The sequence below is a fragment of the Halorussus halobius genome (assembly GCF_004765805.1).
Taxonomy (GTDB): Archaea; Halobacteriota; Halobacteria; order Halobacteriales; family Haladaptataceae; genus Halorussus; species Halorussus halobius.
The window spans coordinates 142,788-159,876 of sequence record NZ_SBIU01000005.1 but is presented as its reverse complement, the minus strand read 5'-3'; the positions used below and the strand labels follow the sequence as shown (position 1 = coordinate 159,876).

17 protein-coding genes are annotated in these 17,089 nt (G+C 69.4%); 8 read left to right on the top strand and 9 right to left on the bottom strand.

What is annotated here, in order from left to right:
* Positions 1-72: 72 nt before the first annotated feature.
* The 3 genes from EPL03_RS15095 to EPL03_RS15085 all read right to left on the bottom strand — a co-directional run bounded on the left by EPL03_RS15095 (position 73) and on the right by EPL03_RS15085 (position 3,375).
* Positions 73-558 (bottom strand): hypothetical protein, encoded by a 486-nt coding sequence (locus EPL03_RS15095; protein ID WP_210425012.1) that lies wholly within the window; start codon positions 556-558, stop codon positions 73-75.
* Positions 559-706: 148 nt separating this feature from the next.
* Positions 707-2,944 carry an amino acid permease gene (locus tag EPL03_RS15090; protein WP_135830167.1) on the bottom strand — a complete coding sequence of 746 codons (2,238 nt, stop codon included), beginning with the start codon at positions 2,942-2,944 and terminating at the stop codon, positions 707-709.
* On the bottom strand, positions 2,941-3,375 hold the full coding sequence (locus EPL03_RS15085) for a universal stress protein (RefSeq protein ID WP_135830166.1): 435 nt from the start codon (positions 3,373-3,375) through the stop codon (positions 2,941-2,943). Before EPL03_RS15085 ends, EPL03_RS15090 begins: the two co-directional genes overlap by 4 nt.
* A 254-nt stretch (positions 3,376-3,629) precedes the next feature.
* On the opposite strand from EPL03_RS15085, the gene EPL03_RS15080 reads away from it, so the two are divergent.
* The 7 genes from EPL03_RS15080 to EPL03_RS15050 all read left to right on the top strand — a co-directional run bounded on the left by EPL03_RS15080 (position 3,630) and on the right by EPL03_RS15050 (position 11,260).
* The gene (locus tag EPL03_RS15080) at positions 3,630-4,124 is read left to right on the top strand and encodes an NUDIX hydrolase (protein WP_135830165.1); all 495 of its coding nucleotides are present in this window, start codon (positions 3,630-3,632) and stop codon (positions 4,122-4,124) included.
* Between the two features lie 135 nt (positions 4,125-4,259).
* Positions 4,260-4,703: a hypothetical protein gene (locus EPL03_RS15075; RefSeq protein ID WP_135830164.1), complete on the top strand. Its 444-nt coding sequence runs from the start codon at positions 4,260-4,262 to the stop codon at positions 4,701-4,703.
* Between the two features lie 121 nt (positions 4,704-4,824).
* The gene (locus tag EPL03_RS15070; protein ID WP_135830163.1) at positions 4,825-6,090 is read left to right on the top strand and encodes an MgtC/SapB family protein; all 1,266 of its coding nucleotides are present in this window, start codon (positions 4,825-4,827) and stop codon (positions 6,088-6,090) included.
* A 120-nt stretch (positions 6,091-6,210) separates the two neighbouring features.
* On the top strand, positions 6,211-7,542 hold the full coding sequence (locus tag EPL03_RS15065) for an aminotransferase class III-fold pyridoxal phosphate-dependent enzyme (protein WP_135830162.1): 1,332 nt from the start codon (positions 6,211-6,213) through the stop codon (positions 7,540-7,542).
* Positions 7,543-8,186: 644 nt separating this feature from the next.
* Positions 8,187-9,389, top strand: coding sequence for an alanyl-tRNA editing protein (locus EPL03_RS15060; protein ID WP_135830161.1), 1,203 nt, complete (start codon positions 8,187-8,189; stop codon positions 9,387-9,389).
* 87 nt (positions 9,390-9,476) lie between these two features.
* Positions 9,477-10,604, top strand: a complete 1,128-nt coding sequence (locus tag EPL03_RS15055) for an acyl-CoA dehydrogenase family protein (protein WP_135830160.1) — start codon at positions 9,477-9,479, stop codon at positions 10,602-10,604.
* A 119-nt stretch (positions 10,605-10,723) separates the two neighbouring features.
* The gene (locus EPL03_RS15050) at positions 10,724-11,260 is read left to right on the top strand and encodes an HAD family hydrolase (protein ID WP_135830159.1); all 537 of its coding nucleotides are present in this window, start codon (positions 10,724-10,726) and stop codon (positions 11,258-11,260) included.
* Positions 11,261-11,355: 95 nt separating this feature from the next.
* Here EPL03_RS15050 and EPL03_RS15045 read toward each other — a convergent pair whose 3' ends face one another.
* From EPL03_RS15045 to dacZ, 6 genes are all read right to left on the bottom strand, one after another.
* A complete protein-coding gene (locus EPL03_RS15045) occupies positions 11,356-11,619 on the bottom strand; it encodes a hypothetical protein (RefSeq protein WP_135830158.1) in 264 nt (87 codons plus the stop codon).
* 461 nt (positions 11,620-12,080) lie between these two features.
* A complete protein-coding gene (locus EPL03_RS15040) occupies positions 12,081-12,734 on the bottom strand; it encodes a YIP1 family protein (RefSeq protein ID WP_135830157.1) in 654 nt (217 codons plus the stop codon).
* 7 nt (positions 12,735-12,741) lie between these two features.
* Positions 12,742-13,326, bottom strand: a complete 585-nt coding sequence (locus EPL03_RS15035) for a thymidine kinase (RefSeq protein ID WP_135830156.1) — start codon at positions 13,324-13,326, stop codon at positions 12,742-12,744.
* 80 nt (positions 13,327-13,406) lie between these two features.
* Positions 13,407-13,925: a hypothetical protein gene (locus EPL03_RS15030; protein ID WP_135830155.1), complete on the bottom strand. Its 519-nt coding sequence runs from the start codon at positions 13,923-13,925 to the stop codon at positions 13,407-13,409.
* Positions 13,926-13,929: 4 nt separating this feature from the next.
* On the bottom strand, positions 13,930-14,706 hold the full coding sequence (locus EPL03_RS15025) for a mechanosensitive ion channel domain-containing protein (RefSeq protein ID WP_135830342.1): 777 nt from the start codon (positions 14,704-14,706) through the stop codon (positions 13,930-13,932).
* Between the two features lie 8 nt (positions 14,707-14,714).
* On the bottom strand, positions 14,715-15,524 hold the full coding sequence (gene dacZ, locus EPL03_RS15020) for a diadenylate cyclase DacZ (protein ID WP_135830154.1): 810 nt from the start codon (positions 15,522-15,524) through the stop codon (positions 14,715-14,717).
* Between the two features lie 185 nt (positions 15,525-15,709).
* On the opposite strand from dacZ, the gene EPL03_RS15015 reads away from it, so the two are divergent.
* Positions 15,710-17,002, top strand: a complete 1,293-nt coding sequence (locus EPL03_RS15015) for an arylsulfotransferase family protein (RefSeq protein ID WP_135830153.1) — start codon at positions 15,710-15,712, stop codon at positions 17,000-17,002.
* The last annotated feature ends 87 nt before the right edge of the window (positions 17,003-17,089 follow it).

The window sequence follows — 17,089 nt, the reverse complement described above, 5'->3', positions numbered from 1 at the left end:
GCGCTCGGTAATTCGGCTTCGCTATCGGAAGCGCGTAACGGTATGCGACTTTATCGAACGTCGGTCGTCGAGCTATATCGAAGCTGTGACAGCGATGAAGAGCACGAGCAGGACGAACGGGGCGACGAGTGCGCTTACGACGGTTCGTCGGGGGCGTTCACGCCGGAACTTCCCGGCGACACCGTAGGGGAGACCCAGCCCGAGCGCAACCGAAACGAACATCGCGATATTCCGGAGGAGTTCGACTCCAGCACCCGGATAGCTGCCGGGCGTGTCCATCGTCGCCAGAAATCCGACGAAGGCCGTAGCGGCGATACCGAGCACTCCCCAGACGGCTAACAGGGCGACCTCCCACCGGACGAGCGGTTCTGCGAATCGGACGTACGCAACCAGCGAGATCACGAGCGGGAGCGCGAAGATAGTGAACAGCTCGAGGGTTCCGCTCCGAAGTGGGGAACGAGGTATATTTGCGACCAGGAGAACGATTCCGAGGACCGAGAGCCCGACGATGACACCCGAAAGCGTCCGGGCGTCACGCGTTCGCGTGGAAGCGGCCATGTCGACGTGTAACCTTCGTGTCAGCAAGTATCTTCCGGTGCCCCGCTCCCCACTGAATTATCGAACCGCCCGATTCGATTTCGCGTCAATCCCCGATACCGAGTCCGTGCTGCTATCGAGTGGCGGGGAAGCGATGTGCGAGCGGCCGCTACCGACCGAACAGCCGGTCCCGGAGCGACCGGGTCCGGGACCGCTCGGCGAGCAGCACCGAGGCGTCGAGCGCGTCCACCGCGTCGAGGGCCGGCGACCCCCGGACCAGCCGCGAGAGCATCCCGCGCTCGGTCGCGCCCAGCACGACCAGCGAGTTCTCGCGCGCGCCGACCCGGATGGCGTCCTCGACGTCGCCGGTCTCGACTCGGAGGGTCGCGTCGCCGAGTCCGTGGTCGTCGGCCCACTCGCGGAGGAAGCGCTCGGCGGCGTCCCGGTCGCCGTCGGTCGCGACGTGGAGCAGCGTGACCGCCGAGCCGTACTCCGCCCGGAGGTCGGTCGCGATCTCGGCGCTGAGCTCGGAGTCCGGGCCGCCGGCGGTCGGCACCAGAATCCTGTCGGGGTCGAAGTCCCGGTCTCGCAACACGAGGAAGTCACACGGGAGGTCGGCGGTGAGTTCGTCGAGCCGCCCCTCGATGCGGCCGGGTACGCCGTGGGAGTCGGGACCCCAGCCCATGACCACGAGGTCGGCGTCGTGAGTCCCGGCCACGTCGAATATCTTCTCGAAGCTCTCGTGGGAGACGACGGCGTGGGTCTCGACGGGGACGCCGAACGTCTCGGCGTCCGCCCGGGCGTCGGCCAGGAGTTGTTCGGAGTCGGCGTCGATGTCGTCGAGGTGTTGGGCCCCGTACTCCAGCGTGGTCTGGTCGGGGACTTTCACCACGTGGACCGCGTCGACCCGCCCGCCGCGCTGCTTGGCGATGGCGCTGGCCAGCGTGATGAGCCCCCGTTCGTGTTCGGGGTTCGCCAGCGGCACCAGCACCCGGAACGAGCCGCCGTCGGGCGCGACGGTCTCGGCGGCCGACACCGCGCTGTCGGGCAGCCGCTCGGAGCGCCGGAGGACGTACTGGCTCAGGACGCCCTGCTTGTCCGTTCGCGACCGGGCGTAGACGAAGTACCACACCACCGCGCCGGCCACCAGCGCGAAGCTCAGCCCGATGATGACCTCGCTGATGAACGCGATGAGCGCGAACGAGGTCACCATCCCCGCGATGGGCGTGAGCGGGTAGAGGGGGACGCGGTAGTCCGGGTCGTAGTCGGCCACGTCGGCCTCGCGCATCACGATGAGCGCGACGTTCAGCAGGCCGTAGATGACGAGGTGGAGGACGCTTCCCATCGTCGACAGCGTCTCGATTCCGCCGACGGCGATGAACGCCAGGATGAGCCCGCCCGTGACCGCGATGGAGCGATAGGGCGTCGAGAACCGGGGGTGTATCTTGTTGAGGTCGGGCGTGACGATGTTGTCCCGGCCCATGGCGAAGTTGATGCGTGAGGACGCCAGAATCGAGGCGTTCGCGCTCGACGCGGTGGCGAGCAGGCCGCCGAACAGCATCGCGATCGCGCCGGCGGGACCGAGAATGAGTCGGGCCACCTCGACGACCGCGATCTGGTCGGTGCCGAGCGCGTCGATGTACCCCGGCTCGACGACCGCGCTCATCACGAACAACACGAGCGCGTAGATAACCGTCACGAGCAGGACGCTCCCGATGACCGCTCGGGGCAGGTTCTTGCCGGGGTCCTTTATCTCCTCGGCGACGCTGGTTATCTGGACGAACCCGAGGTAGGAGACGAAGATGATGCCGGTCGTGTTGAACATCGCGCCGAAGCCCTTGCTTTCGGGGAGGTTGGTCGGGTCGGCCTGTAGCCCGCCGACGACCGTGAACACGCCGAGGATGGCCACGAGGACGACGACGATGATGTTCTGCAGGCGGCCGGTCTCCTTCGCGCCGACGTAGTTGACCACGACGAACAGCGCCGCGCCCGCGAGCGCGACCAGTTTGACCGACGAGAGCGTAATCGGTCCGAGCACGAACCCGTCGGGCAGCGAGAGGATGTTGGCGACGTACTGGCCGAACCCGACCATGTAGAACGCCGAGGCGAACGCCAGCCCGAGCCAGTTCGACCAGCCGGCGATAGAGCCGAACAGCGGCCCGAGCGCGTGGTTGACGTAGTAGTACGCCCCGCCGGACTTGGGCATCGCGGTGCCGAGTTCGCTGGCCGACAGCGCGGTCAACAGCGCGATGCCGCCGCCGACCAGAAACGCGCCGACCGCCAGCGACCCGGCCTTAGAGATGGCCTGCCGGGGCAACACGAAGATGCCCGCGCCGATCATCGTCCCCACGCCGATGGTGAGCGCCGCCAGCGGGCCGAGGTCCTTGGCGAGTTCCTCGTCGGTCATCCACCTACCTCCGGGGTCGGGAGCGACACCACGGGACGGTCGCTGTCGGTGGCCAGCGACAGCGCCACGTCGCCGGTCAGGAACCGGGCGAGCCGGCCTCCCTCCCGCGGGACGAACACGATGGCGTCGGCGTCGACGTCGGCCGCGACCCCCCGGATGCCGTCGGCGACGTCCGTGGCGTAGGTGATCTCGGTCCCCACCTCGACGCCCGTGAGTTCGGCGCGAGCGGCCTCGAACGCGTCTTCGGCGACCGCCTCGCGCTGCTCGACGCCCGCCTTGTCGGGGACGCCGCCGGCCTTCTCGACGACGAACGCGAACGTCACGTCGGTCCCCGAGAGGTCGAAGTGCTCGCGGAGCGCGCGAGCGGTCGTTCGGGCGTCGTCGGACGATGCGACCGGGACGAGTATCGCGTCGAACGTGGGCGTAGACATGGGAGCGTTAGGTTCGGCGTCGGTTACGACTGTGGCGTCCGCGAACGGTCGCTCGGCTCTCCAACGATTCCGCAAACGAAGTTGGTCATCGTTCGGGGAGACCGAACGAACGGACTTAGTTCGTTCGGAACCCGGAACGAGGCGTCCGCGCGGCCGCGACGGGCCGAATCGGGGAGTACGACGCCGACACCTTAGCCTCCTTAATATTCCTTCCAGAAAGCGTTTTACCGGACGGCGTCGTCGAACGTGGAACGATGAGCACGGAACCGGCCACGACCGTCGACGAGACGACCTACGTCCCCAAGGCGTGCGCGTACATCACCCGCGACGGGAGCGACAGTCGGGGCGACGCCGGCGGACCCCGGACGGACGGGGGCGACGCCCGGAGCGGCCGCGAGCTCCTCGTGTTCGAGGGGCCGGGCCACGACGGCCTCCAGATACCGAAGGGAACCATCGAACCCGGCGAACGCCCCCGCGAGGCGGTGTTCCGGGAGGTCGTCGAGGAGAGCGGACTCGGCGCGCTGGGCGACGCCCGGCACCTCACGACCGACGTGTGGACCCGACGGCGGGCCCGCCGGTACGTCCGGCACTTCTTCCACGCGACGGTCCACGACCCGCGCGACCGCTGGACCCACACCGTGACCGGCGAGGGCGAGGAGGTCGGCGCTGAGTTCGAGTTCTCGTGGGTCGACCTGCCGCCGAGCCGGGAGTTCGCGCTGTCGCTCGACGACTACGTCCACCTGCTCTGATTCCCCGATATCACTCGCCGGCAATGCGCTCGCGGCGCGAGACGGGGGCCGACGCGCCCGGGCCGCGCCGCGGGGCGACTGACGCGCCGTGGCCGACGGACGGGGTTTTTAAGGGTACAGCGAAACGGTGCCGGCATGTCCCTCTCGCCGCAGCGATTCGTCGTGGAGACCGTCCCCGTCGTCGTGATACTGCTGTTCTGGAACCTGCTGGCGTGGGCCGCCGCCTTCCAGAACGTCGGCAGCCCCGTCCGCACGGCCGGGTTCGTGATGGCCGCGCTCTACGTCGCGGTCCGGGGGGTCTCGCTCTCGGCGACGGTGTCACCGCCCGCGACCCTCGACGTGGCGTCGATTCTCCGCGAGAACGCCCGAATCGCGGTCCCCGCCGGCGCGTGGTTCGTCGCCGCGATGGCGGTCTCGCTGGTCGGGTCGTACGTCGTCGAACTGCCGCGCGTACTCGCTCCCGTCGCGGAGTCGCTGGCGGGCGCGGGACTCGGCGTCGTCGGTCTGTACGCGGTGGCGGCCGGCACGACGGCGGTCCGGGGCCGAGCGCGGACGGACGACACGACCGCCGACCGCTGACCGACGCGCGTCTCGAACGGTTCGACAGTCGGTCCCCACGCCCCCGAACTGTCGAGTCATCTGAAGGTCCCCGCCCGAACAGGGGAGAGATATTTATACCTACATAGTAATAGGTAGAAGAGTGCCGAGCATCGTCGACGCCCTCGCGCAAGCGCCGCTGAACAGTGACGTCGTCCGAGTCGCGCTCGCCGCCGCGCTCGGGTTGTTCCTCGGGCTGGAGCGCGAGTGGTCACACAAGGCCGCGGGCATCCGCACGTTCACGCTCATCAGCCTGCTGGGAGCCGTGTTCACCCTGCTCGACCACGAGGTGTTGCTGTTGCTGGGCGGGTTGCTCGTCATCGTGCAGGGGCTCATGCTGGGCGTGCGCGGGCTGCTGGCCGACGACGAGGCCGACGAGGGGCTGTCGCTGACGACCTCCGTGACGATGCTGGTCGCGTTCGGCGTCGGCGCGCTCGTGATGGACGGGTTCATCCTCGTCGGCATCACGGTGGCCGTGCTGTCGTCGCTGCTGCTCGTGCTCAAGCGCGAACTCCACAGTTTCGCGTGGGGGATGTCCCGCGAGGAACTGCGGTCGGCGGTCGAGTTCGCCATCCTCGCGTTCGTCATCTATCCGCTCCTCCCCAACGAGGAGTTCGCGTACGGCATCCAGCCCCGGACCGTGTGGCTGATGGTGGTCACGGTGGCCGCCATCGGCATCGTCAACTACGCGGTCGTGAAGACCTACGGCGGCCGGGGTATCGCGGTCACGGGCTTTTTCGGCGGGCTGGCGTCCTCGACCGCCGTGGTCGGCACCATGCTCGACCACGTCAAACAGCGCCCCGAGGCGGCCTCCTACGGCGTGGCGGCCATCCTGCTGGCCGACGCCGCGATGGCGGTTCGGAACCTCGCCATCGCGCTGGCGTTCACGGTCGGGGGCGACGCGCCCGTCCTCTACGGGGCGGTGTTGCCCCTCGGGGCGGTCATCCTCGGGAGCGTCGCCATCGCGGCCTACACGGCCGACTGGTCCGAGCAGGTCGACATCGACCTCGAGAGCCCGTTCTCGCTCCGGAACGCGCTGAGCTTCGGGGCCATCTTCCTGCTGGTCATCGTGGCCGGCGCGGTCGCCCAACAGCAGTTCGGCTCGGCCGGGTTCTACGTGACCGCGCTCCTCTCCGGGCTGGTCTCCAGCGCTGGCGTGACCTCCTCGGCGGTCCTGCTGTACATCGGGGGCAACCTCGCCCACGAGACCGCCGTGTTCGGCATCCTGCTGGCGACCGCCTCCTCCATCGCGGTCAAGGCCGCGCTCACCCTCGCCGCGCCCGACAGGTCGTTCGCCTACCGGGTCACGGCGTGGAGCGGCGTCCTGCTCGCGGCGTCGGCGGTCGCGGCGGTGGTGGCGACGCTCTGAGTTGGGTCGCGGCGGTGGTGGCGTCCGTCGACGGGGGGAGGACACGAACTCGAGGACGACTCGTCGGGAATGGCGCTTTACCTCGCAATAATTAAAAGCCGGCTGGCCATATCCCGTGCCATGGACCGAGAGGCCGCGGAGCCGACCGTCGAGGAGATGCCCGGCAAACGGGCCGAGGAGTGGGCCGACTACCACCACCAGTTCTCGGCTCCGAGCACGTACGTCTACGACTTCGTCTGGGACTTCACCGAGGACGCCGAGGGACCGTTCTGCACCGACGTCGACGGCAACGTCCTGCTGGACTTCACGTCCCACGTCGCGTCAGCGCCGCTGGGGTACAACAACCCGAAGGTGATGGAGAAGTTCGACGAGTTCGGCCTGATAGACCCGACCAAGATCGCCGGCCAGGACTTCTACGCCGCCGGCGGCTGGCCGCCCGAGGAGCCCGAGTTCCCCGGTCCGACCCAGTTGATGGAGCGAATCACCGACCTCACGAGCCACTACGACATGGATACCGTCTTCCTGTCGAACTCGGGCGCGGAGGCGGTCGAGAACGCCATCAAAATCTGCTACGCGCAGGGCGGCCACCGCGCGTTCACGTTCGACGGCGCGTTCCACGGTCGGACGCTCGGTGCGCTCTCGCTCAACCGCTCGAAGCGCAACCACCGCAAGGGCTACCCCGAGGTCGGCGGCGTGATGTCGGTGCCCTACCCCGCGACCGACGAGGAGTACGAGCGCGCGTGGCTGACCGACGGCCCCGGCGGCAACGTCGTCGCCGACAAACTCCACGCCGAGCGGGGCGTCGTCGACCCCGCAGAGGTCGCCTACCTCATCCTCGAACCCGTGCAGGGCGAGGGCGGCTATCGAGTGCCCCACGAGGGGTTCGTCGCCGACCTCGCGGCCATCCGCGAGGAGTTCGGCGTCCGCATCATCGCCGACGAGATTCAGTCCGGGCTGGGTCGGACGGGCGAGATGTGGGGCGTCGACCACCTCGACCTCGAACCCGACGTCATCACCTCGGCGAAGGGGCTGCGCGCCGGCGCGACGGTGGCCAACCGCGACCTGTTCCCCGACGAGAAGGCGCGGCTCTCCTCGACGTGGGGCGCGGGCAAGATAGTCGACGCGATGCAGGGCGTGTTCACCGTCGACGCCATCGAGGAGTACGACCTGCTCGACAACGTCACCGAGCGGGGCCGCCAGCTGCGGGAACTCCTCGAAGACGCCGACCTGCCCAATGCGGTCGACGTGCGCGGGCGCGGCCTGATGCTCGCGGTCGAGTTCGACACCAAAGAGCGCCGCGAGGCGGTCGTCGAGGCGGCGCTCAAGCGCGGCCTGCTGGTCCTGGGCTGTGGGTACAAGACGGTCCGCATCCTGCCGCCGCTCGACGTGACCGAGCGCGAGATCGAACTCGGCTTCGACGTGTTCCGCGAGTCGGTCGAAGCGGTGGCCTGACCGGGCGAAGGTCGTTTTCGATTACTAGTTCGCGGGCGTTCTCGACTACTTTAACCTCGACTACTGTACCTTCGTCGGCGCGCGCTGGTGGGGTCCTCGTGAGCGCGCCCAAGCGCGCGAGGTCCTCGTGAGCGGACGCGAGCGAGGGCTCGTCAGCGCTCGCCTCTGACGGTGGCGGGGCGCGTTCGTGCGCCCCGAGGCTGGGGAGGTGTGAGGCTCCCGCTGTGCGGTCGCGGTGCGGGGCGGTTGGAGTTGCGGTCACTCATTTGTCGAGGCAGTAGCTAGCTCGGATGCACTTGGGCCGGAGTACGATGCGGTCGGGAAGCGAGCTACTGCTCGAGCCTCTGAGTACCGCACCGCAACCGCAACCACACAGCACCGCAACCGCGACGGCGGACCTCACGCCGCCCAGCCTCGGGGCGCACGAACGCGCACCGCCGCCGTCAGCGCCGAGCGCTGGCGAGCCTTGCCTCGCTCAGGAAAGCGCCACCGCGCGCCGAGTCGTCCGGTCGCCGGAGCGTCACGTCATCGACCAACGCGGGCAATCGTTGAATCGAATCGAACCGAAAGAACGCCATCGAGTACCGCGACGCGAGACACTCGGTAACGTGACCCTTTAGTCGCCCGGCCGACTCTCCCCGCGTATGAGCCAACTCGCGGCGCGCGACCCCGCCGTGCGGAGCTTCGAGGCGACCGTCGAATCGGTCGACGGCCGGCGGGTCACGCTCGACCGAACGTACTTCTACGCCGAGAGCGGCGGCCAGCCCGCCGACCGGGGCACCGTCGGCGGCGCGGTCGTCGAGGACGTCCAGCGGGACGGCGACCGAGTCGTCCACCGCCTCGGCGACGACCCCGACTTCGAGGCGGGCGAGACCGTGCAGGCCGAGGTCGACGACGAGTTCCGGACCTACTGCGAGCGCGCCCACACCGCGAGCCACGTCCTCTACGGCGCGGGCCGCCGCCTGCTCGACGACCTCGGCTACGGCGGGTTCGACATCGGCCAGCGCAAGATTCGGGTCGACTTCACCACCAGCACCGACGTCGACGACGAGGTGCTGGCCGAGCTAGAGCGACTCACGAACCGCGCGGTCTGGGACTCCCTGCCCGTCTCGTGGGCCGAGATTCCCCAGCAGGAGGCCCGCGAGCGCGACGACGTGGCGTTCAACACCAAGACCGAGGAGGGCGTGATGAGCGACGCCGACACCGTCCGCGTCGTGACCGTCGCCGAGTGGGACTGGGCGGCCTGCGGCGGCACGCACGTCTCGAACACCCGCGAAATCGGCCCCGTGACCGTCCTCGACCGCTCGAACCCCGGCGAGGGGCTGACCCGCGTGGAGTTCGCGGTCGGCCCGACCGCCATCCGCGAGCGCGCCGAGAGCGTCCGGGCCGCCCGCGAGGCCGCCCGAAGCCTCGACGTGGGCGTGGCCGACCTGCCCGAGGCCGCCCAGCGAGTCAGCCGCGAGGTCGAGACGCTGGAGGCCGACCTGCGCCACGCCAGAGAAGAACTGCTGGCGGCCCGCCTCGACGACCTGCGCGAGGACGCAATCGAGCGCGACGGCGGCGAGTGGGTGGTGGGAACGGTCCCGGAGTTCGGTCCGAACGAGGTCGCCGACCGCGCGAAGGAACTGGCCGGCGAGAGCGCGGACGCGCCGGACGCGGTGGTGCTGTCGGGCGCGGACGGCGCGACCTTCGTCGTGGCCGCGACCGGCGGCGACCCCGACGCGGGCGACGTGGTCGACGAAGTGACCGCGGCGTTCGGCGGCGGTGGCGGCGGCGGCCCGACGTTCGCGCAGGGCGGCGGTCTCGACGCGACTCCCGAGGAGGTCGCAGCGTTCGTGCGCGAGTGATCGCGGGCGGTCCGCGCGGTCGTCGCGGCGTCGGGGCTCGAACCCCGAACAGGCAACTTTTTCCACGCACCGTCCGTCACTCCGGGTATGAACCTCTCCGAGGAACAGCGGGCGATGCGCGACGTGGTGCGGGAGTTCGCGGTCGAGGAGATTCGACCGGTCGCGCGCGAGTCCGACGAGAACCAGACGTTCCCCGAGGACGTGTGGGACGGGCTCGCCGACCTCGACATGACCAGCCTCACCGTCCCCGAGGCGTACGGCGGTCTCGACGTGGACCGGCTCACGTACAGCGTCGTCAACGAGGAAGTCGCGTACGGAATGCTGTCGGTCGCGACCGCGCTGTCGGTCCACTCGCTGGCGACCTCCTGCATCGCGGAGTTCGGCGACGACGACCAGAAGGAGCGCTGGCTGCCCGACATGGCCGAGGGCCGACCCGTGGGGGCGTTCGCGCTCTCGGAGCCACAGGCCGGCTCGAACCCGGCCGAGATGACGACCGAGGCCAGACGCGAGGGCGACGAGTACGTGATAAACGGCAAGAAGCAGTGGATAACCAACGGCGAGCGCAGCGGCGTGGTCGTGTTGTTCGCCAAGACCGACCGCGAGGACCCCCGGTCGGTGACCCAGTTCGTCGTGCCGAAGGACGCCGACGGACTGGCGGTCGGCAAGAAGGAGGACAAACTCGGCCTCCGGGCGAGCGACACCACCTCGCTCGTCTTCGACGACGTGCGGATTCCCGCCGAGAACCGTCTGACAGAGGAGGGGAAGGGTCTGTCGGCGGCGTTCCACATCCTCACGGGCGGACGCATCGGCATCGCGAGCCAGTCGGTCGGGCTGGCCCAGTCGGCCCTCGACGAGGCCGTGGCGTACGCCACCGAGCGCGAGCAGTTCGACCGGCCCATCGCCGACATCCAGACCATCCGGCACAAGCTCGCGGACATGAAGACCCAACTGGAGGCCGCCCGCCTGCTCACCCGCGACGCCGCCCGGCGCGAGGACGCGGGCGAGAACGTCGAACTGGCGGCGAGCATGGCCAAGTACTTCGCCAGCGAGGCGGCGGTCGACGTGACCAACGAGGCGGTCCAGATACACGGCGGCTACGGCTACACCACCGACTTCGACGTCGAGCGCCTCTACCGGGACTCGAAGATAACCACCATCTACGAGGGGACCAGCGAGATACAGAAGAAGGTCATCGCCCGCAACCTGCTGGACTGACCGACCGCCGCCTGCCGACCGGGACCGGCGGTCCCGGTCCGACGCACCGAATCGCGACGACCCGACGGACGACCCGGACGACCGATACCTCTTTTTCGGTGCTGGGCCTACCGCGTGGCGTGCCCCGAAACGACGCCGGTCCCGACCCCCGAGCGGTAGTGTACGACCTCGACGGCACGCTGGTCCGGCTCGCGGTCGACTGGGAGCGAGTCGAGCGCGAGGTGAGCGAGCTGCTCGAACGCGAGGGCGTCGACGCCGAGCCGCTGAGCGCGTGGACGCTGCTCGACGCCGCCGAGGACGCGGGCGTCGGCGCGGCGGCCGACGAACTCATCGCGGCGGCCGAGCGCGAGGGCGCGCGGGCCTCCCGACGACTCGCGCTCGCCGACGAACTGGTCGACCGCGAGATACCGGTCGGGGTCTGCTCGCTCAACCACCACGAGGCGGTCCGGCTCGCGCTCGCCGAACACGACCTCGCCGAACACGTCGATTCGGTCGTGGGCAGGGGGACCGTCCCCGAGCGGAAACCGCATCCGAGGCCGCTGCTGGCCGCGGTCGAGGAACTGGACGTGCCCCCCGAATCGGTGCTGTTCGTCGGCGACTCGGCCAGCGACGGGGAGACCGCCGAGCGCGCCGGAACGATGTTCCAGCGGGTGTGAACCGCCGCGGTCCCGGGACGCGCTCGGCGACTCGCGAGGGGGGTTTCGGAACTGCCCGTTGTGGCGGTTCCCCGGCGGCCCCGACGAGTCCCCGGCTACTCGAACACCGGACTGTCGTCCTCCAGCGCCTCGATGTCGTCGGCTATCTCGCGGACCTGCTCGGGGAACAGCGCGACCTGGACCTCGTTGCCGTCGTCGTCCTCGCAGACGACCTTCACGCGCTTGTCGCCGAACTCCCGGGCTTCGGCCGACTCGACGTCGAACAGCTTCGCGGTGCCGGACTTGTTCGAGGGACCGACGTTCCGGATGGTTCCGTCCGTGAGTTCGACCATGAAATCGTCGAGTATCAGGTTGAGCACGGACTCGGGTTCGGCGCGGACGGTCTTATAAGTGAGCGGGTCGGGGGGAACACCGGCACGTCGAAAACGGAATCGGCTGTGAACCGTAGGGAACGGAGTCGACAGCGAGACGCGGAGGACGAGCCGGCGACGAGACGCTAGCGACTGCTAGCGCCAACGAGTCACCGCAACGGCACCGCCACCGCGACTGCGACGCCACTGGTACCGCACGGCACCGCCATCGCGCAGCGAGAGCCTCACGCCTCCCCAGCCTCCTCGTTCGCTTCGCACAGTCGTCGCTCGCGCCAATGATGGCGCGACACGAAGCCGCGTCGCGGGAGCCACGCGGCCACGAGCCGTGCCTCGCGTCGTTCGGCAAGACGCCAGTGTGCGCCGAGTGAGAAAGATGGGTAGCGTACGCACCGCGAAAAGGGCGAGTTATCGCACGCAAACCCCGACGCTCGAATCGACGGACTCGACGGTCATCCGACCGTGAAACAGACGGTGGCGTCGAGTTCCACGAGTCGGATACACACCTCGTCCGCGTGCGCGACGACCAGTTCGTCCAGCGCCGCGAACCCCCGGAAGGCGTAGCCGAACACCAGCGCGGCCGGGACGGCCCCCGCGACCAGCGCTCGGAGCGTCGAAGTGCCGTGGACCGTCCGGAGCCCGACCACGAACAGCACTGCGCCGTAGGTGGCACAGAGCGCCCGCAGGGTCGGGCTCGGAATCCCCGCGAGCGCGCACGGCGCGGTGGCGTACGCGACGGTCTGGACCGTCTCGCTGATACCGGCCCGGTCGGGGACCGCTACCATCAGGACGAGCGTCTGGACGGCGGCGATGAGGTGGAGCGCGGCGGGCGCGACGAACAGCGCGGCCACCGCGACCCCGAACGCTGCCGAGAGGCCGGGTCGCCCGCCGAGCGTCGGGGCCGCGCCGGGGACCAGCGCGAACCGGGTGGCCTCCTCGACGACCACGACGGCTATCACGAACACCAGCCCCGGAGCCTGGTCGCCGGGCGCGACCCCGCGCTCGAAGAACCGCCGAGGCCGGACCAGCACCTCGACCCACGCGCGGGCCAGCGCCGCGGGACCGCGCTCGCGTCCGCCCGAGGGATTCTCGACCCACTGCGTCACGGCTGGACTAGTCGGCCCGAAGGATATGACAGTTCCGACATCGGGCCTCGTAGGACTCCTCGGCTCCGACGAGGACGGTCGGGTCGTCGACGTGGGCCGGTTGGCCGTCGATGAGCCGCTGGGTTCGGGTCGCGGGCTCGCCACACGCCGCGCAGATGGCGCGGTACTTGTCGACGTACTCGGCCAGCGATATCAGTTCGGGCACCGGCTCGAACGGTTCGGCCCGGAACGTCTGGTCGAGTCCGGAGACGACGACCCGGCGGTCCCGGTCCGCGAGGTGCTCGCAGACGTCGACGAGTTCGGTCGAGAAGAAGTTGGCCTCGTCTATCGCCACCACGTCCTCGCCGTCGAGTTCGTCGACGACCTCCCAGACGCCCTCGTCGGGGTCGACCACGGTGGCGTCCCACTGGCGACCGTCGTGCGAGCCCACGGTCTCCTCGCCGTAGCGGTCGTCGACCGACGGCTTGAACGCCGCCACGTCCTGCCCGGCGATCTCGGCCCGCCGGAGCCGCCGGAGCAGCTCCTCGGTCTTGCCCGAGAACATGCAGCCGGTGACCACCTCTATCCACCCGCTGTTGGTTATCTTGTGCACGTCCCGAGTCCGCGCAAGCGACCGGCAAAAGGGTTGCCGATTCCGGGTCGTGGCCGGGACCGAGTCGGGCGGCCGGCGAGTCAGACACCGCCCAGCACGTACCGCCGGACGCCGAACTCCGCGAGCGCGAGGACGCAGGTCCCGGCCGCGACAGCCGGCCCGAAAAACAGCGCGTAGAGCGCGAGCGGGTCGGACTCGCCCCGAACGCCGAGGAACGCGACCAGCACGAGGACGGTCGCGCCGAACAGCGCCGCCAGCGGGACGACGAGTCCCCAGCGCGCGTAGCAGTAGTACGGAACGGCTGCCTGCGCGCCGAGCGCGAGGACGCCCGCCAGCGTCCACCCGACGAGAGTGAGCGGGTCCGCGACCATGCCCGAAACGAACGCGTCGGCGGCGAGTCGCGCGCCGGCCCACGCGCCGACGCAGACCAGCGCGTACGCCAGTCCGCCGCCGACCGCTACCAGTTCCGGCCGGTGGGTCGAGTCGCCGAGCGCCCGCGACAGGACGACCGGCGCGAGCGCGGCGGCGAGGCCGACCACGCCCGCGACGCCGAACGTGAGGAGCCTGCTGCCGAGGACTGGGTCGGGCGTTCCCGGCATCGAATCACTTCCGGATGCGGACCACGCCGTCCTCGAACACCCGGCTGTTCGGGACGATGTACTCCTCGTCGTTGCTCTCGATGCGCGTGACGAACACGTCGACCTCCTGGACGACGCCCCGGTCGTCGCCCACCCGGACCTCGTCGCCGATGCCGTAGGGCTGGTTCAACAGGAGGTAGACCCCGGCCGCGCTCGACCGCAGGAGGTCCCGGAACGCGACGGCCGCGAACAGGATGGCCGCGAACGCGTACGCCGCCAGCAGGATGAGCAACGCGCCGACCGCGACGCCGATCTGGGCGAACGCGACCAGCGCCGCGAGGAAGACGATGGTGTACTTGACGAGCCGCGGGAGGAGACCGACCTCCGGGAGCTTGACCGACCGGAGGCGCTCGCCCACCACGAGTTCGGCCTTGTCGGCCACGACGAACCCGGCGATGAACACGAGGATGGCGATGAACAGGTCCGGGATGAAGGTGAGCACGCCGCTCCAGAACAGCTGGGCGTTCAGCAGGTCGGCGACGTTGAGCGCGATGAGCACCACCACGCCGTAGATGAACCACGAGCTCAGCCTGGCGACCAGCGTGACCGTGTCGGTGCCCAGACTCTGGGCCGTGCGCTCGAACGGCGTCCGCTCGACCGCCTCGGGGACGCCGGCGGCGGTCAGCAGCCGCTCGTTGAGCTGGCCGATGACGTACCCGGCGAGGCTCCCCACGAACAGGATGAGCACCGCGAGCACGTACTGGAACTCCTCGCGGAGGAGTACGGTCCACTCGGGCTGCATCGGCGTCATCAGTACGCCTCCGGGTCGAGTTCGAGTATCAGGTCACCGCCCTTGAACGCTCGAACGAGGCCGTCGCTCTCGCTGAGTACGATGGCGGTGGCGTTGGTCTCGCGGGTGACGCCGGCGGCCGCCATGTGGCGAGTGCCCAGCCCCTTCGGGATGTCGACGCCCTCGGCGGATGGTTCGAGGTAGCGGTACGCCGAGACGATTTTGCCCGCGTCCGAGATGACGAAGGCCCCGTCGAGCCGCGAGAACTCCTTGAGCATCACGTTCACGATGGGGTCGCCGACGTGGACGTGGGACTTCTCGAAGGGGTTGTAGGATAGCGGGCGGGACTTGTTCATGACCTTGCCGGCGTCGCCGACGACGAACAGCGCGCCCACGGGCTCGCCCTTCTGACCCTTCCGGCCGAGTTCGATGGCCACCTCGAAGACGTCCCGGATGACCCCAGAGTCGGCCCGCGAGTTGGCGAACAGGTCGTAGACCCCCGAGTGCATCGAGTCGCTGGCCCGCGCCCGGGTCACGGTGTCGGTCTCGCCGTCGAAGACGCTCAGCGCGCAGACGACCACGTCGCCGTCGTCGACCAGCCCCTGTTCCAATCCGCCCTCGATGCCGAACTCCACGCGTTCGCGGACGTCGTCGAACGACAGCGGCAGTTCGACGAACGCCTCGGCTCCCACCGCGTTCTCGGGCGCGACCACGACCAGTTCGGCGTCGAGTTCGGTACAGCGTTCGTAGTAGGACCCGCTTGGCGAAAACAGGAAGAGCGCGTCGGCATCGTCGGTGACGTCCGTCAGGAGTTCGTCCACGTCGGCCATTGGGCGAAACCACTCAGCGGCCGGAGAAAAGGTTTGTGGGGGAGCGGACCGGTCGATTCGCTGTCCAGTCACCTCGTCGAGTCGACTCGGCGTGTCGATTCGAGGCTCTGTCCGTAGTCGCTCGGACGCCGGCGTGCGTCGTGACTTCGAAGCCTTTTCACTCGGACCACCGCCACCGATTCCGCATGGATAGACGGACGCTCGGTACGGTGTTTGCGGTTCTCGGGGTCGCCCTCCTCGCCTCGACGCTCACGGTCAGCGCGCTCGTCGCGCCCGACCGGAGCGTCGACGCCGGGAGTGAGAACCAGACGCGCGAGACGCTCGTCGGCGTGCAGGGCGGCGGTCCGGGGTGGCACGACCACGGCAGCGTCGAACTCTTCGAGGGCGACGACGTGGCGTGGCGCGCCGGCGACACCGACAGCTACTTCGACGTGACGATGCTCGACAACGGGAGCGTGATGGCCGGGTTCATGCAGGGCGGCTACGAGGACTGCGGTCCCTACGAGTCGCCGTGTACCCGGACCGGGTTCCGCGTCATCGACCCCGAACCCTCGCCCGAGGTCGTCACCGAGCGCTCGTTTCCCGTGAGGTCCCCGACGAACAGCGAGGTCCACGACGTCGAGCGGGTCGGCGACGGCCAGTTCCTGATGACCGACATGGAGAACGAGCGAATCGCCATAATCGAGGACGGCGAGACAGTCTGGGAGTGGCGCGGCGAGTCGTTCTACGACGCGCCCGACGACCCCACGACCACGGACTGGCTTCACATCAACGACGTCGACGCCATCGACGAGGGCCGGTATCTCGTCTCGGTTCGCAACGCCAACCAGATTCTCGTGGTCGAGCGCGGCGAGGGCGTCGTCGAGGTCGTCAACGAGGACGACGGCGACGACTCCTCGTGCACCCAGAGCAACCAGTTGCGTGACGCCGACGGCGACGGCGACGTGCGGTGTGGCGACCCCGACGTGCTGTACCACCAGCACAACCCCCAGTGGCTCGGCGACGGCGCGATTCTGGTCGCGGACAGCGACAACAACCGCGTGGTCGAACTCCACCGCAACGCGAGCACCGACGAGTGGGAGGTCGCGTGGGAACTCGACTCGGCCGGCGGCATCCCGTTCGACTGGCCCCGCGACGCCGACCGGCTCGCGAACGGCCACACCCTCGTCACCGACACGCTGAACAAGCGCCTCGTCGAGGTCGACGAAAACGGGACGGTCCTCTGGAGCGCGCCCGTCGACCGGATTCCCTACGAGGCCGAGCGGCTCCCCGAGGGCGAGCGACCAACCGGCGAGCGCTACGGCGAGGTCAACACCGCGACGGCCGCCCGGCTTCCCGTGCTGGACCCCGCGGTGAGCCTCGCACGCGGCGCGGTGCCCGGGCTGCCCTACTGGTTCGCCGGCCTGCAACTGGGACTGTCGCTGGTCGCGGTCGCGTTGGTCGGCGGGGGAGGGTACCTCCGGCGGACGGCGGAGTAGTCGCGTTCGATTCGGCGGGCGGCGGAGTAGTCGCGTTCGATTCGGCGGGCGGCGGAGTAGTCGCGTGCGCTCGGATGGCCGTTCGCG